Raw genomic sequence first — 20,765 nt, 5'->3', positions numbered from 1 at the left:
TGCAATTATAACCGAGCCCACCTGTATTGGGTGGACGGCTGCAAAGGCCACTCGTGCTATAGCAGATCACCCCGCCAGATAGACAGGGCAATGGCGCAAGAATTCGTCGCTGGCGTAAATATTCCGTGGTTCAGGCCAGCGGGCCATTGAGCAATGGCACGAAGCGCACGGCGCCAAGCACACGCCGGGAGAACCCATGTTCCTCACGCACGATCAGCATCAACTGCTGTGTCTCGCCTGCCGAGCCCACCGGAATCACCATGCGCCCCCCCGGCGCCAGTTGATCGAGCAGTGCCTGTGGCACCTCGGGCGCCACGGCGGTGACGATGATGCCGTTGTAGGGTGCCAGCGCCTGCCAGCCCTCGCAACCATCGCCCCAGCGGAACACCACGTTACGCAGGTTCAGCTCTACCAGGCGCTCCTTGGCGCGATCCTGCAGCACCTTGATGCGTTCCACCGAGAACACTCGCTCCACCAGTTGGGCAAGTATCGCCGTCTGGTAGCCGGAGCCCGTGCCGATCTCCAGCACCTTGTCGAGCGGCCCGGCCTCAAGCAGCAACTCGCTCATGTGCGCAACCATGAACGGCTGCGAGATGGTCTGGTTGTGGCCGATAGGCAGCGCCGTGTCTTCGTAGGCGCGATGCGCCAGGGCCTCGTCGACGAACAGGTGGCGCGGGGTGCGGCGGATCGCGTCGAGCACCTTGGGGTTCGCCACGCCTTCTTCGCACAGGCGCTGGATCAGCCGCTCCCGGGTCCGTTGGGAGGTCATGCCGATACCCCGGCGCAACATATCGTCCTCACGCATCAGAGCAGGCCCTCCAGCCAACCGTCGAGCTGTTCGAAAGCATCGTTGAAGGTGCGGTCAAGCTGCAGCGGTGTGATCGATACATAACCTTGCATCACCGCGTGGAAGTCCGTGCCCGGGCCACCGTCTTCGGCATCGCCGGCCACGGCAATCCAGTACCCTTCCTTGCCGCGCGGGTTGACCACCTTGGTCGGCGCCGCCGCCCGCGCCCGGTGACCGAGGCGGGTGAGCTGGATGCCGCGGATGTGCTCCAGCGGCAGGTTGGGGATATTGACGTTGAGCACGGTGCGCGGCGGCAGTGCGAGACGCGACTGCGCCTCCACCAGCCGGCGGGCGATGTAGGCCGCCGTCGGCAGGTTGTCCGGCTGGCGCGAGAGCAACGAAAACGCCAGCGACGTGTTGCCAAGGAAGCGGCCTTCCAACGCAGCGGCGACGGTGCCCGAATACAGCACGTCGTCGCCCAGGTTCGCGCCCAGGTTGATCCCCGACACCACCATGTCCGGGGTCTGCGGCAACAGGCCATTGAGCCCCAGGTGCACGCAATCGGTTGGCGTGCCATTGAGGCTGATGAAACCGTTGGCCAGGGTCTGCGGATGCAGCGGCCGGTCCAGCGTCAGCGAACTGCTGGCGCCGCTCTTGTCTTGCTCCGGGGCGATTACCACGCACTCGGCATAATCCACCAGCGCAGCGTGCAGCGCGGCGAGGCCAGGTGCGGTAACACCGTCGTCGTTCGAAATCAGAATACGCATGGGCTGTCCGTCTGCCCTGCCGGCACCAGATCCACGACTTCGCGCACCACCACGGTGGCGAAGCATCCGGCCGGAAGGACGAATTCCAGTTGCAGGATATCAGGCTCGGGATAATGCCACGTCAGGCCGCCAATAGGGAGCCGCAGAATGCGCCGTTCGTGATCCATGCCCGCCTGGGCTAGCCAATGGCACAGTGCCGGCTGCCGCGCGGCGACTGCGCTTTCCAACGCGGCAGTGGCGCCTGCGGCGGGGGTTTCGCCCTCGCCCCACAGCGCACCGGTGGGATGCAGGTCGAGAATGGCCAAGCGCGGATCGGAACATTCCTGCTCGGTCGCCGGAAAGAAACTACGGCTATCGGTGAAGGCCAGCAGGTCCCCGACTTGCGCACGGGCCCAGCTGCCGTCGGCAACACGGGCGGCGAGAATCTGGTTGAACAGGTAGCTGCGCCCTGCCGAAAGCAAACGCGAACGCACATTGCGTTGCTCTGGCAGCGCCTTGCGGGCCGCCCAGTCGAGCGCGTCATGGACGTTGCCGCCGCCATGGCCAAACCGCTGGCTGCCGAAGTAGTTCGGCACGCCGTGCTGCTTGAGCGCCTCCAGGCGCGTGTCCAGTGCAGCGTGATCAGCCGCCAGGGCCGTCAGGCGCAGGGTGAAGCCGTTGGCCGAATGCGCGCCACGCTGCAGCTTGCGCTGGTGACGCACCTGCTTGAGCACGCGCAGGCTGGCATCCTCGGCACGCGACAGGTCCGGGTCGGCCTTGCCGGGCAGGTGCAGGCTGAACCACTGACGGGTCAGGGCCTGGCGGTCCTTGAGGCCGGCATAGCTGATCGAACGGGCAGGCACGCCTGCGGCACGAGCCAGTCGGCGCGCTGCTTCTTCGGTGTTGAGATCGCGCTTTTCGACCCACAGCCACAGGTGCTCACCCTGGCCCGACAGCGGGATATCCAACACCTCATCGACCTGGAAGTCTTCAGCCACAGCCTTGAGCACCGCAGTGCCCAGCGCTTCACCCGATGCACGCGGGCCCAGCAGTTCCAGTTCGGTCATGCTGGCAGCAACAGGGCGACCGCATGCACGGCAATCCCCTCCTCACGGCCGGTGAAGCCCAGCTTTTCAGTGGTGGTCGCTTTGACGTTGACCTGGTCGAGCTCAGCTTGCAGGTCTTCGGCGATCAGTTGGCGCATGGTCTCGATGTGCGGCGCCATTTTCGGCGCCTGGGCAACGATGGTGGCGTCGACATTGCCCACCTTCCAGCCCTTGGCCTGGACGATAGCGACCACATGACGCAGCAAGGCACGGCTGTCGGCACCCTTGAACTGCGGGTCGGTGTCGGGGAAGTGTTTGCCGATATCACCCAGCGCCGCAGCGCCCAGCAAGGCATCGCTCAGGGCGTGCAGCAGCACGTCACCGTCGGAGTGGGCCAGGAGGCCGTGTTTGTGGGGGATACGGACCCCGCCCAGGGTAATGAAATCACCGTCGCAGAAACGGTGCACATCGTAGCCGTGGCCAATACGCATAGAAAAACGCCCTGATTGAGTCAGGGCGTGATTCTACCTGCTTTGTGCGGTATTGGGGCTGCGCCTTACACCCGGCCCAGCGCCACCGCATGATGGCGCAGGTGGTCTTCGATGAAGCTGGCAATGAAGTAGTAGCTATGGTCATAGCCAGGCTGCAGGCGCAAGGTCAGTGCATGCCCCCCTTTGCGCGCGGCCTGCTCCAGCGCCTCAGGCTTGAGCTGCTTCTCGAGGAAGTCATCGCGGTCGCCCTGGTCCACCAGCAACGGCGGGCAACTGCCCGCGGGCGTCTCGGCCAGCAGCACGCTGGCATCCCACTCGCGCCAACGCGCACGGTCCTCGCCCAGGTAGCGGCTGAAGGCCTTTTCACCCCACGGGCAGTCCATCGGGTTACTGATGGGCGAGAACGCCGAGATCGAACGGTAGCGCCCCGGGTTACGCAAGGCGCACACCAATGCGCCATGCCCGCCCATCGAGTGGCCACTGATGCTGCGTTGGTCCGAGGCCGGGAAGTGCGCCTCGATCAGCGCGGGCAACTCCTCTACCACGTAGTCATGCATGCGGTAGTGCTGCGCCCACGGTTGCTGGGTGGCATTGAGGTAGAAGCCGGCCCCCAGGCCAAAGTCCCAGGCGCCATCCGGGTCGCCCGGCACCTGCTCGCCACGCGGGCTGGTGTCGGGCGCAACGATGATCAAACCAAGCTCGGCGGCCAGGCGCTGGGCGCCGGCCTTCTGCATGAAGTTCTCGTCGGTGCAGGTCAGGCCGCTCAGCCAGTACAGCACCGGCAGCTTGGCCCCCTGTTCGGCCTGAGGAGGCAGATACACCGCGAACACCATGTCGCAACCAAGCACCTTGGACGGGTGCCGGTACCGCTTGTGCCAGCCGCCGAAGCTTTTCTGGCAAGAGATGTTGTCCAGGCTCATGGCAGACCTCAGAAGTGGATCACGCTGCGGATGCTCTTGCCTTCATGCATCAGGTCGAAGGCCTTGTTGATGTCTTCCAGGCCCATGGTGTGGGTGATGAAGGTGTCCAGCGGGATCTCGCCCTTCTCGGCCATTTCGACATAGCTTGGCAGCTCGCTGCGGCCGCGTACGCCACCGAACGCCGAGCCGCGCCAGACGCGACCGGTGACCAGCTGGAACGGACGGGTGGCGATTTCCTGGCCGGCACCGGCAACGCCGATGATGACCGACTCGCCCCACCCCTTGTGGCAGCATTCCAGGGCCGCACGCATCAGCTGGACGTTGCCGATGCACTCGAAGGAGAAGTCCACGCCGCCGTCGGTGAGGTCGACGATCACTTCCTGGATCGGGCGGTCGTATTCTTTCGGGTTGATGCAATCGGTGGCACCCAGCTGCCGAGCGATCTCGAACTTGGCTGGGTTGATGTCGATGGCGATGATGCGCGAGGCCTTGGCCTTGACGGCGCCAATGATCGCCGACAGGCCGATGCCGCCGAGGCCGAAGATGGCCACGGTGTCACCCGGCTTGACCTTGGCGGTGTTGATGACCGCGCCGATACCGGTGGTGACGCCACAGCCGAGTAGGCAGACCTTCTCCAGCGGGGCTTCCTTTTGAATCTTGGCGACGGAGATTTCTGGCAGCACGGTGTACTCGGAGAAGGTCGAGGTGCCCATGTAGTGGAACAGCTGCTGGCCTTTATACGAGAAGCGCGTGGTGCCGTCTGGCATCAGGCCCTTGCCCTGGGTGGCGCGGATGGCCTGGCACAGGTTGGTCTTGCCCGAACGGCAGAATTTGCACTGGCCGCACTCAGGGGTGTACAGCGGGATCACATGGTCACCCACGGCCACCGAGGTCACGCCCTCGCCCACTGCCTCGACGATCGCGCCGCCTTCGTGGCCAAGGATCGACGGGAAGATACCCTCCGGGTCAGCGCCGGACAGGGTGTAGGCGTCGGTATGGCAAACACCGCTGGCAACCACGCGCAGCAGCACTTCGCCAGCCTTGGGCATGGCCACGTCCACTTCGACGATTTCCAGGGGTTTCTTGGCTTCGAAGGCTACGGCAGCACGGGACTTGATCATCAACGGTCTCCAGACAAGGGGTCAATTCAGTCTCGCAGTGTAATTCAGGGTTTTTTGATGAATAATCCAGGCAAAGACAAAACATTATTGCTGCACAGGGATAATCAATGAGTAGCCGGTGGGAAGGCATCGACGAATTCGTGGCGGTGGCCGAGTCTGGCCAGTTCACCGCGGCGGCGGAGCGCCTGGGCGTATCGTCCTCGCACATCAGCCGGCAGATCGCCCGCCTGGAAGAACGCCTGCAGACGCGCCTGCTGTACCGCAGTACCCGACGTGTCACCTTGAGTGAGGCCGGGCAGACCTTCCTGCAGCATTGCCAGCGTCTGCAAGATGGCCGTGAAGAAGCCCTGCGGGCGATGGGCGACCTGGCCAGCGAGCCCAAGGGGCTGCTGCGTATGACCTGTGCGGTGGCCTACGGCGAGCGCTTCATCGTGCCGCTGGTGACGCGCTTCATGGCGCTGTACCCGCAGCTGAGGGTGGAAGTGGAACTGAGCAACCGCACGCTGGACCTGCTGCATGAAGGCATGGACTTAGCCATTCGCCTCGGCCGGCTTGCCGACTCCAGGCTGGTTGCCGCCCGCCTGGCACCGCGGCGCATGTACCTGTGCGCCTCACCGGCGTATCTGGAGCGTTACGGCCGGCCGCACAGCCTGTCGGAACTGGCGCGGCACAACTGCCTGATTGGCAGTTCGGACTTGTGGGCGCTGCAGCAGGATGGCCGCGAGATCAGCCAGCGGGTGCAGGGAAACTGGCGCTGCAACAGCGGGCAGGCTGTGCTCGACGCCGCGTTGCTGGGGATGGGCTTGTGCCAGTTGCCGGACTATTACGTGCTGGAGCACCTGAACACGGGGGCACTGGTGTCGTTGCTGGAGGGGCATCAGCCGCCGAATACGGCGGTGTGGGCGTTGTACCCGCAGCAGCGGCATCTGTCGCCGAAGGTAAGGCGGCTGGTGGATTATCTGAAGGAAGGGTTGGCGGAGTTGCCGGAGTATCGTGTGGCTTGATAGTGCACTGGGGCCGCTTTGCGGCCCTTTCGCGGCACAAGGCCGCTCCTACAAGAGATCGCAATTCCCTGTAGGAGCGGGCTTGCCCGCGAAGAGGCCAGCACAGAAATACTGTGTCAGCGACGCCCCGCCCAGCGCTGGCGCAACCACTCAAGGTCTTCCGGCCGGGTCACCTTGATGTTATCGCTGCGCCCTTCAATCAGCCGCGGCGCCTGGCCGGACCACTCGATGGCCGAAGCCTCGTCGGTGACCACCACATCCGATACCAGGCACTCGGCCAACGCGCGGTGCAAGGCCCCCAGGCGGAACATCTGCGGCGTATACGCCTGCCAGATGGTGCTGCGGTCTACGGTAGCGCTCACCCGGCCATGGCTGTCGGCACGCTTCAACGTATCGCGCGCCGGCACCGCCAACAGGCCACCCACCGGGTCATCTGCCAGCTCCGACAGCAGCTTGTCCAGGTCACTGCGCGCCAGGTTCGGCCGCGCAGCATCGTGCACCAGTACCCAGTCGCTGTCCGAAGCCCCTTGGGCATGCAGCAACAGCAACGCGTTGAGTACCGAGTCGGCACGCTCGCGACCGCCCGCCGCGCGCTGGATGCGCGGGTCGCTGGCACAGCGCAGGCCAGGCCAGTAAGGGTCGTCTGCGGCAATGCTGACCACCACGCCCTTGAGCGTTGGATGGCCAAGAAAACAGTCGAGGCTATGCTCGAGAAGGGTCTGCCCACCCAGTTGCAAGTACTGCTTGGGGCGGTCGGCAGCCATGCGGGCACCCACGCCCGCAGCAGGAATCACGGCCCAGAAGGCCGGTAATGTGTCAGTCATTTTTGCGGCAACTGGAAGAGGGTTTCACCCTCTTTGACCATCCCCAATTCATGACGAGCCCGTTCTTCCACGGTCTCCATACCTTTCTTCAACTCCAGGACTTCTGCGTCAAGCACGCGGTTACGCTCAAGCAGGCGCTCGTTTTCGGCGTGCTGCTCGGCGATCTGCTGCTTGAGCTCGGTCACTTGCGCCAGGCTGCCATTGCCCACCCACAGGCGGTACTGCAGGCCACCCAACAGCAGAAGCAGAACGAGGAACAACCAATAGGGACTGCGCATCAAGGTATCCAGGTTAAAAAGACCGCCGCTTACTGTTCACTTCGGGGCCTCGAATAGCACGAAGCCTGGCCGAGGCCAGGCTTCGTCGACAGAAACCCTTTGCAAGTGTAGGAAAATTCAGTACGAAAGCTCCTACAGCTCCGGCTGCTGTCTTTTTACCATCTCTTGCTTAACCGCGAAACTCGGCACGACCACGGTAAACCGCCTTGGCACCCAGTTGCTCTTCGATGCGCAGCAGTTGGTTGTACTTGGAGACGCGGTCGGAACGGCACAGCGAGCCAGTCTTGATCTGGCCAGCAGCGGTACCTACAGCCAGGTCGGCAATGGTCGAGTCTTCGGTTTCACCGGAACGGTGCGAAATCACCGCGGTGTAGCCTGCAGCCTTGGCCATCTGGATGGCTTCCAGGGTCTCGGTCAGCGAACCGATCTGGTTGAACTTGATCAGGATCGAGTTACCGATGCCCTTCTCGATGCCTTCCTTGAGGATCTTGGTGTTGGTCACGAACAGGTCGTCACCGACCAGTTGCACCTTCTCGCCGATCTTGTCGGTGAGGATCTTCCAGCCAGCCCAGTCGGACTCGTCCAGGCCGTCTTCGATCGAGATGATCGGGAAGCGCTCGGTCAGGCCTTTCAGGTACTCGGCAAAGCCTTCGGCATCGAACGACTTGCCTTCGCCAGACAGGTTGTACTTGCCGTCTTCATAGAACTCGGAAGCTGCGCAGTCCAGGGCCAGGGTCACGTCGGTGCCCAGCTTGTAACCGGCCTTTTCAACGGCTTCGGCGATGGCGGCCAGCGCGTCTTCGTTAGACGCCAGGTTCGGCGCAAAGCCACCTTCGTCACCGACGGCAGTGTTCAGGCCGCGAGCCTTCAGTACAGCCTTCAGGTGATGGAAGATTTCGGTGCCCATGCGCAGGCCATCGGAGAAGGTCTTGGCGCCAACCGGCTGCACCATGAACTCCTGGATGTCGACGTTATTGTCGGCATGCTCGCCGCCGTTGATGATGTTCATCATCGGAACCGGCATCGAGTACTGGCCCGGGGTGCCGTTCAGGTTGGCGATGTGCGCGTACAGCGGCAGGTCCTGGTCCTGGGCAGCGGCCTTAGCGGCAGCCAGGGAAACAGCCAGGATGGCGTTGGCGCCCAGCTTGGCTTTGTTCTCGGTACCGTCCAGGTCGATCATGGCGCGGTCCAGAGCCTTCTGGTCGGAAGGATCCTTGCCCAGCAGCAGGTCGCGAATCGGGCCGTTGATGTTGGCGACGGCTTTCAGCACGCCCTTGCCCAGGTAACGGCTCTTGTCGCCATCACGCAGCTCCAGCGCTTCGCGCGAGCCGGTGGAAGCACCGGACGGCGCGCAAGCACTGCCGATGATGCCGTTGTCGAGCAGTACATCGGCTTCCACGGTGGGGTTGCCACGCGAATCGAGAACTTCACGACCTTTGATGTCGACGATTTTTGCCATTGTTGTAAGCACTCCAGAATTGACGAAAACAACGCAGCTTAGGAAATCCTTGCACTTCATCAGGCGGGATATGCAGCAGGCAGGCCTGATGAAAGCACTCCCTGACCGTTTGGTCAGGGAGAGAACGGGCGGTACTTTACCCGAGAAATGAGCTTTACGCGGTTTCTACCGTCGGAAAACTTTTCACCAGCTCGTCCAGTTGCTTGAGCTGGGTCAGGAACGGCTCCAGCTTGTCCAGGCGCAAGGCGCAAGGGCCATCGCACTTGGCATTGTCCGGATCAGGGTGAGCCTCGAGGAACAGGCCGGCCAGGCCTTGGCTCATGCCAGCCTTGGCCAGGTCGGTGACCTGGGCGCGACGGCCACCGGCAGAGTCCGAGCGACCGCCCGGCATCTGCAGGGCATGGGTCACGTCGAAGAAGACCGGGTATTCGAACTGCTTCATGATGCCGAAGCCAAGCATGTCCACCACCAGGTTGTTGTAGCCGAAGCTAGAACCACGCTCGCAGAGGATCAACTGGTCGTTACCCGCCTCTTCGCACTTGGCCAGGATATGTTGCATCTCCTGGGGCGCGAGGAACTGGGCCTTCTTGATGTTGATCACCACGCCGGTCTTGGCCATGGCCACCACCAGGTCGGTCTGACGCGACAGGAAGGCCGGCAACTGGATGATGTCGCAGACCTTGGCCACCGGCTCGGCCTGGTAAGGCTCGTGCACGTCGGTGATCACCGGCACGTTGAAGGTGCGCTTGATCTCCTCGAAGATCTTCAGCCCCTCTTCCATGCCCGGGCCACGGTAAGACGTCACCGACGAACGGTTAGCCTTGTCGAAGCTGGCCTTGAACACATACGGGATACCGAGCTTCTCGGTGACCCGCACGTACTCTTCGCAGACCTTCATTGCCAGGTCACGGGATTCCAAGACGTTCATGCCGCCGAACAGGACGAACGGCTTGTCGTTGGCGATCTCGATGTTACCGACGCGAATGATCTTCTGGGTCATTGATCAGGCCTTGTTCTTCTGAGCCAGGGCTGCCTTGACGAAACCACTGAACAGCGGGTGGCCGTCACGCGGGGTCGAGGTGAACTCTGGGTGGAACTGGCAAGCGACGAACCATGGGTGGTCCTTGGACTCGACCACTTCAACCAGCGCGCCGTCTTCGGAACGACCGGAAACCACCAGGCCAGCGTCGACCAGTTGTGGCAGCAGGTTGTTGTTCACTTCGTAGCGGTGGCGGTGACGCTCGGTGATCACGTCCTTGCCGTAGCAATCGTGAACCTTGGAGCCCGAGACGATCTGGCAGTCCTGCGCGCCCAAGCGCATGGTGCCGCCCAAGTCGGAAGCTTCGGTACGGGTCTCGACGGCGCCGGTGGCATCAGCCCACTCGGTGATCAGGCCGACAACCGGGTGGCCGCTGTTGCGGTCGAACTCGGTGGAGTTGGCGTCTTTCCAGCCCATCACGTTACGGGCGAACTCGATCACGGCAACTTGCATGCCCAGGCAGATACCCAGGTAAGGCACTTTGTTCTCACGGGCGTATTGCACCGCAGTGATCTTGCCTTCGACACCGCGCAGGCCGAAACCGCCCGGTACCAGAATGGCGTCGGCGCCTTCGAGCAGGCTGGTGCCTTGGTTCTCGATGTCTTCAGAATCGATGTAGCGCAGGTTGACCTTGGTACGGTTGGTGATGCCGGCGTGGCTCATCGCTTCGATCAGCGACTTGTACGCATCCAGCAGCTCCATGTACTTGCCGACCATGGCGATGGTCACTTCGTGCTCTGGGTTGAGCTTGGCATCGACGACCTTGTCCCACTCGGACAGGTCAGCGCTGTCGCACTGCAGGCCGAAGCGCTCGGTGACGAAGTCATCCAGGCCCTGGGCATGCAGCACGCCCGGGATCTTGTAGATGGTGTCGACGTCTTCGAGCGAAATGACCGCACGCTCTTCAACGTTGGTGAACAGGGCGATCTTGCGGCGCGACGAGGCATCGACCGGGTGGTCGGAGCGGCAGATCAGCACGTCAGGCTGCAGGCCGATGGAGCGCAGCTCCTTGACCGAGTGCTGGGTCGGCTTGGTCTTGGTTTCGCCTGCGGTAGCGATGTACGGGACCAGGGTCAGGTGCATCAGCATGGCGCGCTTGGAGCCTACTTCGACGCGCAGCTGGCGGATGGCCTCGAGGAACGGCTGCGACTCGATGTCGCCGACGGTACCGCCGATTTCAACCAGGGCCACGTCGGCATCGCCGGCGCCCTTGATGATGCGACGCTTGATTTCGTCGGTGATGTGCGGGATGACCTGGATGGTCGCGCCCAGGTAGTCACCACGGCGCTCCTTGCGCAGCACGTGCTCGTAGATACGGCCGGTGGTGAAGTTGTTGTTCTGGGTCATGGTCGTGCGGATGAACCGCTCGTAGTGGCCCAGGTCAAGGTCAGTCTCGGCGCCGTCCTGGGTGACGAAGACTTCACCGTGCTGGAACGGACTCATGGTGCCAGGATCGACGTTGATGTACGGATCCAGCTTGAGCATGGTGACCTTGAGTCCCCGCGCTTCCAGGATGGCCGCCAGGGAAGCCGAGGCAATGCCTTTCCCCAATGAAGAAACAACACCGCCCGTGACGAATATGTAGCGCGTCATGAAAAACCCTAGAAGTCTGCGTTAAGGCGGCCAGCGCCGCCGGAGAAAGCGAAGGAAGGCCGAAGCCCCCGATCACCTGCGTCAATCACAGTGCATCTCGAAAAACTGCCGCGTCTGTACAAACCAGGGTATCCCCAGCATGGAGCTCGCTCGTCATTTCCAGAATCAGCCCAGCAAAAAACTGCGTGGTAATCGGCAACTGCTGTGTTTTCGAGGAACCCACAGAAGTTGTATCAAGAAGGGAGGGTAGTCTACCGGAATGTACCCTTCAGCTCAAACCTTGCGCGTTCGTCGGTAACTGCCAGTGCAGTTGGCAATCTGCCTGCCCCAGTGCCGGTAGGTTGGCCACAGCCACCAAGCGCTCGCCCTGATACAGCAATGGCAGGCGCGAACGCACGAAAGGCGGCACCTGCAGCTCGTTGAGCAGGCGTTTGAGGTCGCGTCGGCCGCGCCCGGCAAGTTCAAGCACTTCACCGCCCTGGCGATAGCGGACAGTCAGGCCCGCCAGAGGTTTGGGCGCAGTCAGCCGAACGCTGCCATTGCCCGGCAAGGCCAGCTCGCAAGCCGAGTCTGCCCAGGCGAATTCGCCTTGCGGCGCCAGCAGCCAGTCACCGCTCAGCCACCAGATACGGCCGTTGCTGCGCAGCAACCGGCCGTCGGCCAAGCGCCAGGTCGGCTGGGCGTCGGCTGCGGCATCGCGCAGGTCGGCCCAGCCAGCCCAATGGCGCGCATCCGGCAGCCGGGTGCGATGGCTAAGCCAGTATTGCAGGGCATTGCGCTGACGAGCGGGTGACAACGCCGCGAGCACCGCAAGCGCCAGGGAATCCAGCCCCACCCATGCAGCGGCAGCCCCCTCCTCGGCCTTGACCAGATCGGCCTGAGCCACCTCATCCAGCAAACCCTGCGCTTCGCCCAGGTGCTCTGCGCAACGGGCAAGGTTCTGACTGGCTTGCGGCCAACGCTGCTGCAGCACCGGGAACACTTCGCCGCGCAAATAGTTGCGGGCAAAGGCGGTGTCGCTGTTTGAGGGGTCTTCGATCCAGGTCAGGCCTTGGGCCTGGGCATACGCGTGCAGCTGCTGGGGGGCAATCGCTAACAACGGCCTGGCCAGGCTGCCCTGCCCCAGCGGACGCTGCGCCGGCATCGCGGTCAGGCCACGTAGCCCGGCACCACGCAGCAATCGAAAAAGCAGGGTTTCGGCCTGGTCATCGCGGTGCTGGCCGGTGAACAGCACCTCACCGGGGCCGACTACCTTCGTGAATGCCGCATAACGGGCATCGCGGGCCGCCTGTTCGAGACTGGCGCCGGGGGCAACCTGGACGTGGATCACACGAAGTTCGACGCCGAGGTTGGCGCAGACGTGCTCGCAGTGAGCTGGCCACGCGTCAGCGGCGGGCTGCAGGCCGTGATGGATATGGATGGCGCGTAACGGGGGCGCGGGGTGGGTGCGGGCGTAATCGGCCAGCAGGTGCAGCAGGACGGTGGAGTCCAGGCCACCAGAGAAGGCGATGTGCCAGGCGGGGGCTTGGAGCCAGGGGGTGAGGTTGATCATCGAAGCCTCACTCGGTTCGGAATCGCCGGGGGCGCTTTGCACCCCTTTCGCGACGCAAGGTCGCTCCTACAGGGGACCGGGCAATCTGTAGGAGCGGGCTTGCCCGCGAATGGGCCGCAAAGCGGCCCCGGGGTGCATCAGAGGCCGTAGCTCATCAGGCGCTCGTAACGACGTGCCAGCAGCGCGTCATTGTCGAGCTTGCCCAGCATGTCCAGCTGCTGCACCAGGTCGGCACGGATGCTTTCGGACATGGCGGCCGGGTCGCGGTGGGCGCCGCCCAGCGGCTCCGAGATGACCTTGTCGACGATGTTCAGGCTCTTCAGGCGTTCGGCCGTGATACCCATGGCCTCGGCGGCATCGGCAGCCTTGTCGGCGGTCTTCCACAGGATCGAGGCGCAGCCTTCCGGCGAAATCACCGAATAGGTGGAATACTGCAGCATGTTCAGCTGGTCGCACACACCAATGGCCAGTGCACCGCCAGAACCACCCTCACCGATCACGGTGGCGATGATTGGCGTCTTCAGGCGCGCCATGACGCGCAGGTTCCAGGCAATCGCCTCGCTCTGGTTGCGCTCTTCGGCGTCGATACCTGGGTAGGCACCTGGGGTATCGATGAACGTCAGGATCGGCATCTTGAAGCGCTCGGCCATTTCCATCAGGCGGCACGCCTTACGGTAGCCCTCAGGGCGCGGCATGCCGAAGTTGCGGCGTACCTTCTCACGGACTTCGCGGCCCTTCTGGTGGCCGATGACCATCACTGCCTTGCCATCCAGGCGGGCGGTACCGCCCACGATCGCGGCATCATCGGAGAAATGGCGGTCACCGTGCAGCTCTTCGAATTCAGTGAAGATGTGCTGCAGGTAGTCCAAGGTGTAAGGACGACGCGGGTGACGCGCCAGGCGGGCGATCTGCCAGCTGGTCAGGTTGCCGAAGATGCTTTCGGTCAGGGTATTGCTCTTGTCTTGCAGACGGGCAATTTCATCGCTGATGTTCAGCGAGTTGTCGTTACCCACCAGGCGCAGGCCTTCGATCTTGGCTTGCAGGTCGGCAATCGGCTGTTCGAAATCGAGGAAATTCGGGTTCATAGGCATCCGTCTTGGGTCTACGGCCAGGCGGCCGGCCGGTTGATCCGTTTGGCGCCCTACCTTAAGGGATCGGGCGCATTCAGGTCGAGATTAAAATTCGTCGATTCAACGATATTGCAGGAAGACGTTCTCACGTCCGAACTGGTCACGCAGTGCCTGAATCAGGCCGTCAGCCGGGTCGATTGACCACTCATCGGCAAACTGCAGCATGGCCTTGGCGTCACTGCCGGTGTATTCCAGGGTAATCGGGCAGCCGCCGCGGTGACGGGTGATCAGCTCACCCAGCCAGTTCAGGCGGTCGCCCTTGAGCGCGTCATGGGCGACTTTCAGGCGCAGGCTTTCGGCCAGGCGCGTACGCGCGTCTTCCATGGTCATTACCTGCTTCACCCGCAGGCGCAGGCCGCCCGAGAAGTCATCGTTACTGACCTCCCCTTCGACCACGACCATGGCGTCGTTCTGCAGCAGTGACTGGGCCGCCATGAAGGAGTCGGCAAACAGCGACGCCTCGATGCGCCCCGAGCGGTCATCAAGGGTGACGAACCCCATCTTGTCACCCTTCTTGTTCTTCATGACTCGCAACGCAATGATCATGCCGGCGATCGTCTGGGACTCACGGGACGGCTTCAGGTCGATGATGCGCTGTCGGGCAAAACGGCGAATCTCGCTTTCGTACTCGTCGATCGGGTGACCGGTCAGGTACAGACCCAGCGTGTCCTTCTCGCCTTTGAGGCGCTCTTTGAGGGTCAGCTCGCGGACCTTGCGGTGGTTGGCATAGACGTCCGAGTCTGCCTCGACGAACAAGCCGCCAAACAGGTCGACGTGGCCGCTGTCGGCAGTACGTGCGGTCTGCTCGGCCGACTTGATCGCCTCTTCCAGTGCCGCCAGCAAGGTTGCACGGTTACGGTCGATGTTGGCCTGGTAGGCCTTGATCTCGTCATGGAAGTACGGGCCCAAACGGTCCAGTGCACCACTGCGGATCAACGCATCGAGGGTGCGTTTGTTGACGCGCTTGAGGTCGACGCGCTCGCAGAAATCGAACAGGTCCTTGAACGGCCCGCCCTGCGCACGCACTTCGACGATCGCTTCCACCGGGCCTTCGCCCACGCCCTTGATCGCGCCCAGGCCATAGACGATACGGCCGTCGTCATTAACGGTGAACTTGAAGTCGGAGGTGTTCACATCGGGCGCATCGAGGCGCAGCTTCATGCTGCGCACTTCCTCGATCAGCACCACCACCTTGTCGGTGTTGTGCATGTCCGCCGACAGTACCGCGGCCATGAACGGCGCCGGGTAGTGGGTTTTCAGCCAGGCGGTCTGGTAGGACACCAGGCCATAGGCGGCAGAGTGGGATTTGTTGAAGCCGTAACCGGCGAATTTCTCCACCAGGTCAAAGATGTTACCTGCCAGATCGCCGTCAATGCCGTTGTTTGCGCAACCTTCGATGAAGCCGCCGCGCTGCTTGGCCATCTCTTCGGGCTTTTTCTTACCCATGGCCCGCCGCAGCATGTCGGCACCGCCGAGGGTATAGCCGGCCATGACCTGGGCAATCTGCATCACCTGCTCTTGGTACAGGATGATGCCGTAGGTCGGCGCCAGTACCGGCTGCAGGCCGTCATACTGGTAGTCCGGGTGCGGGTAGGCCAGCTCGGCGCGGCCGTGCTTGCGGTTGATGAAGTCGTCCACCATGCCCGACTGCAGCGGGCCTGGGCGGAACAGCGCCACCAGTGCGATGAGGTCTTCCAGGCAGTCTGGCTTGAGCTTCTTGATAAGCTCCTTCATGCCGCGCGATTCGAGCTGGAACACCGCCGTGGTCTCGGCTTTTTGCAGCAACTCGTAGGTCTTGCGGTCATCCAGCGGAATGAAGTCGATGTTCAGGTCCGGCAGGTTCTGCTTGGCCTGCTCGCGGTTGATCGTCTCCATTGCCCACTTGATGATGGTGAGCGTACGCAGGCCGAGGAAGTCGAACTTGACCAGCCCGGCGGCCTCGACATCGTCCTTGTCGAACTGGGTTACCAGGCCGCCGCCCTCTTCGTCACAGGCGATCGGCGAGAAGTCGGTGAGCTTGGTCGGGGCGATCACCACACCACCGGCGTGCTTGCCGGTACCCCGGGTGACACCCTCGAGCTTGAGCGCCATCTCCCAGATCTCGCGGGCATCTTCGTCGCCCTTGAGGAAGTCGCGCAGGATTTCTTCCTGCTCGTAGGCTTTTTCCAGGGTCATGCCGACTTCGAAGGGGATCATCTTCGACAGGCGATCGGCCAGGCCGTAGGACTTGCCCTGCACCCGCGCCACGTCGCGCACCACCGCCTTGGCGGCCATGGTGCCGAAGGTGATGATCTGGCTGACCGCGTTGCGCCCGTAGGCATCGGCCACGTACTCGATGACCCGGTCACGGCCATCCATGCAGAAGTCGACGTCGAAGTCGGGCATGGATACCCGTTCAGGGTTGAGGAAGCGCTCGAACAGCAGGTCATAGGCCAGCGGGTCGAGGTCGGTGATCTTCAACACGTAGGCGACCAGCGAACCGGCACCCGAACCTCGGCCTGGGCCGACCGGCACGCCGTTGTTCTTGGCCCACTTGATGAAGTCCATAACGATCAGGAAGTAGCCGGGGAAGCCCATCTGGATGATGATATCCAGCTCGAACTTCAGGCGGTCCAGGTAGACCTGGCGCTTTTCCTCATAGTTTGGCGTGGTCTCTTTGGGCCAGAGCACCGCCAGGCGCTCCTCCAGGCCTTCATGGGAGACATGGCGCAGGTAATCGTCGATGCCCATGCCATTGGGCGTCGGGAAATCGGGCAGGAAGTGCTTGCCCAATTGAACCTGGATGTTGCAGCGCTTGGCGATCTCGACAGTGTTGGCGATGGCGTCGGGCAAGTCGCTGAACAGCTCGGCCATTTCGTCCGCGCTCTTGAGGTACTGCTGGTCGCTGTAGTTGCGCGGGCGACGCGGGTCGTCCAGGGTCCAGCCCTCGCCGATGCAGACACGGGTTTCGTGGGCATCGTAGTCGGCTTGCTTGATGAAGCGCACATCGTTGGTCGCCACCAGCGGCGCGCCGACCTTGTCGGCCAGGGCCACAGCAGCGTGCACGTATTCTTCGTCGCGGGCACGGTTGGTGCGCTGCACTTCAACGTAGAAGCGCTCGGGGAACATGCCCAGCCAGTCGCGCAACAGCGCTTCGGCCTCTTCAACCCGACCAGAGAGCAGCGCTGCGCCAATGTCGCCTTCCTTGCCAGCAGACAAGGCGATCAGGCCTTCGCTGGCGGGGGCGATCCACTCGCGCTGCAAAATCACCAGGCCATTGCGCTGGCCTTCGACCCAACCGCGCGAAATCAGCTCGGTGAGGTTGCGGTAGCCCTGGGGGTTCATCGCCAGGAAGCAGATACGCGACAACGGGGCTTCCGGGTCGGGCCCGGCCAGCCACAGGTCGGCACCACAGATCGGCTTGATCCCGGCGCCCATGGCGGTCTTGTAGAACTTCACCAGCGAGCACATGTTGCTCTGGTCGGTGATCGCCACCGCCGGCATGTTCATCCCCGCCAGTGCCTTGGCCAGCGGTTTGATCCGCACCAGGCCGTCGACCAGCGAGAATTCGGAGTGCACGCGAAGGTGAACGAAGGGAACCGACATGGGTGATCCTGTAGCAGAACGACAAGGGCGGGATTGTAGCGTAAAAGCGGGGGGATTTTGGGGCTGCTGTGCAGCCCATTCGCGGGCAAGCCCGCTCCCACAGGTTCTGCACCCAGCTTGAATACTGTGCGCGCCCTGTGGGAGCGGGCTTGCCCGCGAATGGGCCGCACAGCGGCCCCAATTAGGCTAAATCAAGGAGTCAACAACGCCCTCACGGGCCTCCCAGGCCGCCCGCACCGGCGCAAAGGAGCGTCGATGAATGGGCGTAGGCCCAAGCCGTGCCAGGGCTTCAAGGTGCACCGGCGTCGGATAACCCTTGTGCCCACCGATGCCGTAACCGGGGTAGATCAACTCGAACGCACTCATCTCCCGATCACGGGTCACCTTGGCCAGGATCGACGCAGCCGCGATGGCCGGTACCTGGCTGTCACCTTTGACGACCGGCGCAGCAGGTACCGCCAGCTTGGGGCAGCGGTTGCCGTCGATCAGTGCCAGCTTGGGCGTGACATGCAGCCCCTCGACCGCACGCTGCATGGCCAGCATGGTGGCCTGAAGAATGTTCAGGCGGTCGATTTCTTCGACCTCGGCGCGGGCAATGCAAAAGCTCAGCGCCTTCTCGCAGATTTCGTCGAACAACGCCTCGCGCTTGGCTTCGGTGAGTTTCTTCGAATCGTTGAGGCCGAGGATCGGCCGTGCCGGGTCGAGGATCACTGCAGCCGTCACCACCGCGCCACACAACGGGCCACGGCCGACTTCATCGACCCCGGCGACCAGGTCTTCGACCAGGTTGAAATCCAGTCCTATTTGCATCTCAGCGGTCCTTGAGCAAGGCCAGTACCGCCTCGGCGGCCTGGTTGGAAGCATCCCGGCGCAGGGTGCGGTGAATCTCGTCGAAACGTTCGGTCTGCTGGCTGCCATCGGCCACCAAGGGGGCCAAGGTTTGCGCCAGGGCTTCGCTTGTGGCGTCATCCTGCAGCAGTTCAGGCACCAGCTCGCGCTGCGCCAGCAGGTTGGGCAACGACACGTAAGGGCTTTTGACCAGGCGCTTGAGAATCCAGTAGGTCAACGGCGCCAGGCGATAAGCCACCACCATGGGCCGCTTGTACAGCAGTGCCTCCAGGGTGGCGGTACCCGACGCGATAAGCACCGCATCGCAGGCCGCCAGGGCCTGGTGTGACTGGCCGTCGAGCAAGGTCAGCGGCAGCGCGCGCCCTTCGAGCATCTGCTCGACCTGGGCACGTCGCGCGGCGTTGGCGCAGGGCAGCACGAAGCGCACACCCGGTACTCGTTCGCGCAAGCGCTCGGCGGCATCGAGGAACAGCGCCCCCAGGCGCCCGACCTCGCCGCCGCGGCTGCCAGGCATCAAGGCCACCACCGGGCCTGGGCCCAGGCCAAGCGCAGCACGCGCCGCCAGTCGGTCGGCCTCGAGCGGAATGGTATCGGCCAGTGGGTGGCCGACGAAACGCACCGGCACCCCCTGCTCCTCGTAGAACCGGGCTTCGAACGGCAACAGCGTCAGCATCAGGTCGCAGCCTTCGCGGATCTTCAGCACGCGCTTCTGCCGCCACGCCCATACGGATGGGCTGACGTAGTGCACGGTCTTGATACCGGCCTGACGCAGTTTCAGTTCGATGTTGAGGGTGAAATCCGGGGCGTCGATGCCGATGAACACATCGGGCTTTTCGGCGATGAGGGTCTGGATCAGCAACTTGCGGCGCTTGAGCAGCTCACGCAGCCGTCCCAGTACTTCGACCAGGCCCATGACCGCCAGACGCTCCATGGGGAAGTAGGATTGCAGGCCTTCAGCTTCCATCAAGGGGCCGCCAACGCCGATGAAGCGAACGTCGGGATGGCGCGCCTTGAGGGCGCGCATCAAGCCAGACCCGAGAATATCGCCGCTGGCCTCACCCGCGACCAGGGCTACGCAAAGCTGGGCCATGTCAGCGGGTGATGCCGCGGGCAGAATTCAGGATCGACTGACGGAACAGGTCGACCTCAGGGTGCTGGGCTGCCAGTTCGTCCAGCGCCTTGATCGCGTCTTCGACGGTCAGGCCCTGACGGTAGACGATCTTGTAGCAACGACGCAGGATATGAATGACCTCGTCGCTGAAACCCCGACGACGCATGCCTTCAAAGTTCATGCTGCGTGCTTCGGCCGGGCTGCCGAACACCGTGACGAAGGCCGGTACGTCTTTGCCGATCGCCGTGCCCATGCCGGAAAACGCATGTGCACCGATATGGCAGTACTGATGCACCAGGGTGTACCCGGACAGAATCGCCCAGTCCCCCACATGAACATGCCCCGCCAACGCGGTGTTGTTCACCAGAATGCAATGATTGCCGATGACACTGTCGTGACCGATGTGGGCGTAGGCCATGATCAGGTTGTGATCGCCGACGGTGGTTTCTGCACGGTCCTGAACGGTACCGCGGTGAATGGTCACACCTTCGCGGATCACATTGTGATCACCGATCACCAGGCGCGTCGGCTCACCCTTGTACTTGAGGTCAGGGGTGTCTTCGCCGATCGAGGAAAACTGGTAGATGCGGTTGTGCTTGCCGATACGGGTCGGCCCCTTGAGCACCACATGCGGGCCAATGACGGTGCCCTCCCCGACTTCGACATCAGGGCCAACGATCGACCAGGGGCCCACCTCGACACCATCGGCCAGCTTGGCCGACGGGTCGATGATGGCCCGAGGATCAATCAAATTCATAGGGAGCGTTCCGCGCAGGTGATTTCTGCCGAGCAGACAGGCTTGCCGTCGACCAGCGCGCGGCACTCGAATTTCCAGATCATGCTCTTGCGGCTGAGGAACTTGGCTTCCAGCACAAGCTGGTCACCCGGCAATACCGGCTGACGGAAACGCAGTTTGTCGGACCCGACAAAGTAGTACAGGGTGCCATCTGCCGGCTTGGCATCGAGCATCTTGAAACCGAGGATGCCGGCCGCCTGGGCCATGGCCTCGATGATCAGAACGCCCGGCATGATCGGGTGGGCCGGGAAGTGGCCATTGAAGAACGGCTCGTTGATGCTGACATTCTTGTAGGCACGAATGCTCTGGGCCTCGAAGTCCAGATCCGTCACGCGATCCACCAGCAGGAACGGGTAACGGTGAGGCAGGTATTCGCGAATCTCGTTGATGTCCATCATTTCGGGGGGAAGCCTGTAATAAGAATAGGGAGCGCA

At 62.9% G+C, this 20,765-nt stretch carries 19 protein-coding genes; 1 reads left to right on the top strand and 18 read right to left on the bottom strand.

From position 1 onward, the window contains the following. Positions 1–130 precede the first annotated feature (130 nt). The 6 genes from LOY53_RS05865 to LOY53_RS05840 form a co-directional block, all read right to left on the bottom strand. A complete protein-coding gene (locus tag LOY53_RS05865; RefSeq protein ID WP_252827388.1) occupies positions 131–769 on the bottom strand; it encodes a protein-L-isoaspartate(D-aspartate) O-methyltransferase in 639 nt (212 codons plus the stop codon). A gap of 35 nt (positions 770–804) precedes the next feature. Beyond that, a complete protein-coding gene (gene surE / locus LOY53_RS05860; RefSeq protein WP_099453148.1) occupies positions 805–1,554 on the bottom strand; it encodes a 5'/3'-nucleotidase SurE in 750 nt (249 codons plus the stop codon). Further along, positions 1,542–2,600: a tRNA pseudouridine(13) synthase TruD gene (gene truD, locus LOY53_RS05855; protein WP_252826952.1), complete on the bottom strand. Its 1,059-nt coding sequence runs from the start codon at positions 2,598–2,600 to the stop codon at positions 1,542–1,544. Before truD ends, surE begins: the two co-directional genes overlap by 13 nt. Beyond that, positions 2,597–3,070: a 2-C-methyl-D-erythritol 2,4-cyclodiphosphate synthase gene (ispF, locus tag LOY53_RS05850; RefSeq protein ID WP_027595815.1), complete on the bottom strand. Its 474-nt coding sequence runs from the start codon at positions 3,068–3,070 to the stop codon at positions 2,597–2,599. Before ispF ends, truD begins: the two co-directional genes overlap by 4 nt. A gap of 65 nt (positions 3,071–3,135) precedes the next feature. Continuing rightward, entirely contained in the window at positions 3,136–3,990 is an 855-nt protein-coding gene (gene fghA, locus LOY53_RS05845) for an S-formylglutathione hydrolase (protein WP_099453146.1), read from the bottom strand. An 8-nt stretch (positions 3,991–3,998) separates the two neighbouring features. Further along, positions 3,999–5,111, bottom strand: coding sequence for an S-(hydroxymethyl)glutathione dehydrogenase/class III alcohol dehydrogenase (locus tag LOY53_RS05840; protein ID WP_099453145.1), 1,113 nt, complete (start codon positions 5,109–5,111; stop codon positions 3,999–4,001). A gap of 107 nt (positions 5,112–5,218) precedes the next feature. Between LOY53_RS05840 and LOY53_RS05835 the strand changes: the two genes are divergently transcribed. Beyond that, positions 5,219–6,115 (top strand): LysR substrate-binding domain-containing protein, encoded by an 897-nt coding sequence (locus LOY53_RS05835; RefSeq protein ID WP_252826951.1) that lies wholly within the window; start codon positions 5,219–5,221, stop codon positions 6,113–6,115. 116 nt (positions 6,116–6,231) lie between these two features. Here the strand turns inward: LOY53_RS05835 and ispD are convergent, their stop codons facing one another. The 12 genes from ispD to fabZ all read right to left on the bottom strand — a co-directional run bounded on the left by ispD (position 6,232) and on the right by fabZ (position 20,729). Then, positions 6,232–6,939 carry a 2-C-methyl-D-erythritol 4-phosphate cytidylyltransferase gene (gene ispD, locus LOY53_RS05830; RefSeq protein ID WP_252826950.1) on the bottom strand — a complete coding sequence of 236 codons (708 nt, stop codon included), beginning with the start codon at positions 6,937–6,939 and terminating at the stop codon, positions 6,232–6,234. Beyond that, a complete protein-coding gene (gene ftsB / locus LOY53_RS05825) occupies positions 6,936–7,217 on the bottom strand; it encodes a cell division protein FtsB (protein ID WP_004375443.1) in 282 nt (93 codons plus the stop codon). Before ftsB ends, ispD begins: the two co-directional genes overlap by 4 nt. Positions 7,218–7,386: 169 nt before the next feature. Continuing rightward, on the bottom strand, positions 7,387–8,676 hold the full coding sequence (gene eno, locus LOY53_RS05820) for a phosphopyruvate hydratase (RefSeq protein ID WP_027595810.1): 1,290 nt from the start codon (positions 8,674–8,676) through the stop codon (positions 7,387–7,389). Between the two features lie 154 nt (positions 8,677–8,830). Continuing rightward, positions 8,831–9,676 (bottom strand): 3-deoxy-8-phosphooctulonate synthase, encoded by an 846-nt coding sequence (kdsA, locus tag LOY53_RS05815; protein WP_027595809.1) that lies wholly within the window; start codon positions 9,674–9,676, stop codon positions 8,831–8,833. A 3-nt stretch (positions 9,677–9,679) separates the two neighbouring features. Continuing rightward, positions 9,680–11,308: a CTP synthase gene (locus LOY53_RS05810; protein WP_099453143.1), complete on the bottom strand. Its 1,629-nt coding sequence runs from the start codon at positions 11,306–11,308 to the stop codon at positions 9,680–9,682. A 268-nt stretch (positions 11,309–11,576) separates the two neighbouring features. After that, entirely contained in the window at positions 11,577–12,860 is a 1,284-nt protein-coding gene (tilS, locus tag LOY53_RS05805) for a tRNA lysidine(34) synthetase TilS (RefSeq protein ID WP_258703709.1), read from the bottom strand. Between the two features lie 137 nt (positions 12,861–12,997). Continuing rightward, on the bottom strand, positions 12,998–13,945 hold the full coding sequence (locus tag LOY53_RS05800) for an acetyl-CoA carboxylase carboxyltransferase subunit alpha (RefSeq protein WP_027595806.1): 948 nt from the start codon (positions 13,943–13,945) through the stop codon (positions 12,998–13,000). Positions 13,946–14,050: 105 nt separating this feature from the next. Further along, positions 14,051–17,575: a DNA polymerase III subunit alpha gene (gene dnaE / locus LOY53_RS05795; RefSeq protein WP_085272749.1), complete on the bottom strand. Its 3,525-nt coding sequence runs from the start codon at positions 17,573–17,575 to the stop codon at positions 14,051–14,053. A 186-nt stretch (positions 17,576–17,761) separates the two neighbouring features. Then, positions 17,762–18,385 carry a ribonuclease HII gene (gene rnhB / locus LOY53_RS05790; protein WP_085272748.1) on the bottom strand — a complete coding sequence of 208 codons (624 nt, stop codon included), beginning with the start codon at positions 18,383–18,385 and terminating at the stop codon, positions 17,762–17,764. Position 18,386: 1 nt separating this feature from the next. Continuing rightward, positions 18,387–19,514, bottom strand: a complete 1,128-nt coding sequence (lpxB, locus tag LOY53_RS05785; RefSeq protein WP_085272747.1) for a lipid-A-disaccharide synthase — start codon at positions 19,512–19,514, stop codon at positions 18,387–18,389. Position 19,515: 1 nt separating this feature from the next. Then, a complete protein-coding gene (gene lpxA / locus LOY53_RS05780) occupies positions 19,516–20,292 on the bottom strand; it encodes an acyl-ACP--UDP-N-acetylglucosamine O-acyltransferase (RefSeq protein WP_252826948.1) in 777 nt (258 codons plus the stop codon). Then, complete coding sequence (fabZ, locus tag LOY53_RS05775; protein WP_003252314.1) at positions 20,289–20,729, bottom strand: 3-hydroxyacyl-ACP dehydratase FabZ; 441 nt, start codon at positions 20,727–20,729, stop codon at positions 20,289–20,291. Before fabZ ends, lpxA begins: the two co-directional genes overlap by 4 nt. Positions 20,730–20,765: the final 36 nt, after the last annotated feature.

Origin of the sequence: Pseudomonas sp. B21-031 (genome assembly GCF_024748985.1) — a bacterium.
In the GTDB taxonomy this organism is placed as follows: domain Bacteria; phylum Pseudomonadota; class Gammaproteobacteria; order Pseudomonadales; family Pseudomonadaceae; genus Aquipseudomonas; species Aquipseudomonas kermanshahensis.
The sequence above is the reverse complement of the archived record's forward strand: the minus strand, read 5'-3'. Positions and strand labels throughout refer to the sequence as shown.

Excerpts from the sequence above, each read along its gene's own strand:
- LOY53_RS05865 (WP_252827388.1), bottom strand. The coding sequence starts at position 769 with ATGACCTCCCAACGGACCCGGGAGCGGCTGATCCAGCGCCTGTGCGAA.
- surE (WP_099453148.1), bottom strand. The coding sequence starts at position 1,554 with ATGCGTATTCTGATTTCGAACGACGACGGTGTTACCGCACCTGGCCTC.
- truD (WP_252826952.1), bottom strand. The coding sequence starts at position 2,600 with ATGACCGAACTGGAACTGCTGGGCCCGCGTGCATCGGGTGAAGCGCTG.
- ispF (WP_027595815.1), bottom strand. The coding sequence starts at position 3,070 with ATGCGTATTGGCCACGGCTACGATGTGCACCGTTTCTGCGACGGTGAT.
- fghA (WP_099453146.1), bottom strand. The coding sequence starts at position 3,990 with ATGAGCCTGGACAACATCTCTTGCCAGAAAAGCTTCGGCGGCTGGCAC.
- LOY53_RS05840 (WP_099453145.1), bottom strand. The coding sequence starts at position 5,111 with ATGATCAAGTCCCGTGCTGCCGTAGCCTTCGAAGCCAAGAAACCCCTG.
- LOY53_RS05835 (WP_252826951.1), top strand. The coding sequence starts at position 5,219 with ATGAGTAGCCGGTGGGAAGGCATCGACGAATTCGTGGCGGTGGCCGAG.
- ispD (WP_252826950.1), bottom strand. The coding sequence starts at position 6,939 with ATGACTGACACATTACCGGCCTTCTGGGCCGTGATTCCTGCTGCGGGC.
- ftsB (WP_004375443.1), bottom strand. The coding sequence starts at position 7,217 with ATGCGCAGTCCCTATTGGTTGTTCCTCGTTCTGCTTCTGCTGTTGGGT.
- eno (WP_027595810.1), bottom strand. The coding sequence starts at position 8,676 with ATGGCAAAAATCGTCGACATCAAAGGTCGTGAAGTTCTCGATTCGCGT.
- kdsA (WP_027595809.1), bottom strand. The coding sequence starts at position 9,676 with ATGACCCAGAAGATCATTCGCGTCGGTAACATCGAGATCGCCAACGAC.
- LOY53_RS05810 (WP_099453143.1), bottom strand. The coding sequence starts at position 11,308 with ATGACGCGCTACATATTCGTCACGGGCGGTGTTGTTTCTTCATTGGGG.
- tilS (WP_258703709.1), bottom strand. The coding sequence starts at position 12,860 with ATGATCAACCTCACCCCCTGGCTCCAAGCCCCCGCCTGGCACATCGCC.
- LOY53_RS05800 (WP_027595806.1), bottom strand. The coding sequence starts at position 13,945 with ATGAACCCGAATTTCCTCGATTTCGAACAGCCGATTGCCGACCTGCAA.
- dnaE (WP_085272749.1), bottom strand. The coding sequence starts at position 17,575 with ATGTCGGTTCCCTTCGTTCACCTTCGCGTGCACTCCGAATTCTCGCTG.
- rnhB (WP_085272748.1), bottom strand. The coding sequence starts at position 18,385 with ATGCAAATAGGACTGGATTTCAACCTGGTCGAAGACCTGGTCGCCGGG.
- lpxB (WP_085272747.1), bottom strand. The coding sequence starts at position 19,514 with ATGGCCCAGCTTTGCGTAGCCCTGGTCGCGGGTGAGGCCAGCGGCGAT.
- lpxA (WP_252826948.1), bottom strand. The coding sequence starts at position 20,292 with ATGAATTTGATTGATCCTCGGGCCATCATCGACCCGTCGGCCAAGCTG.
- fabZ (WP_003252314.1), bottom strand. The coding sequence starts at position 20,729 with ATGATGGACATCAACGAGATTCGCGAATACCTGCCTCACCGTTACCCG.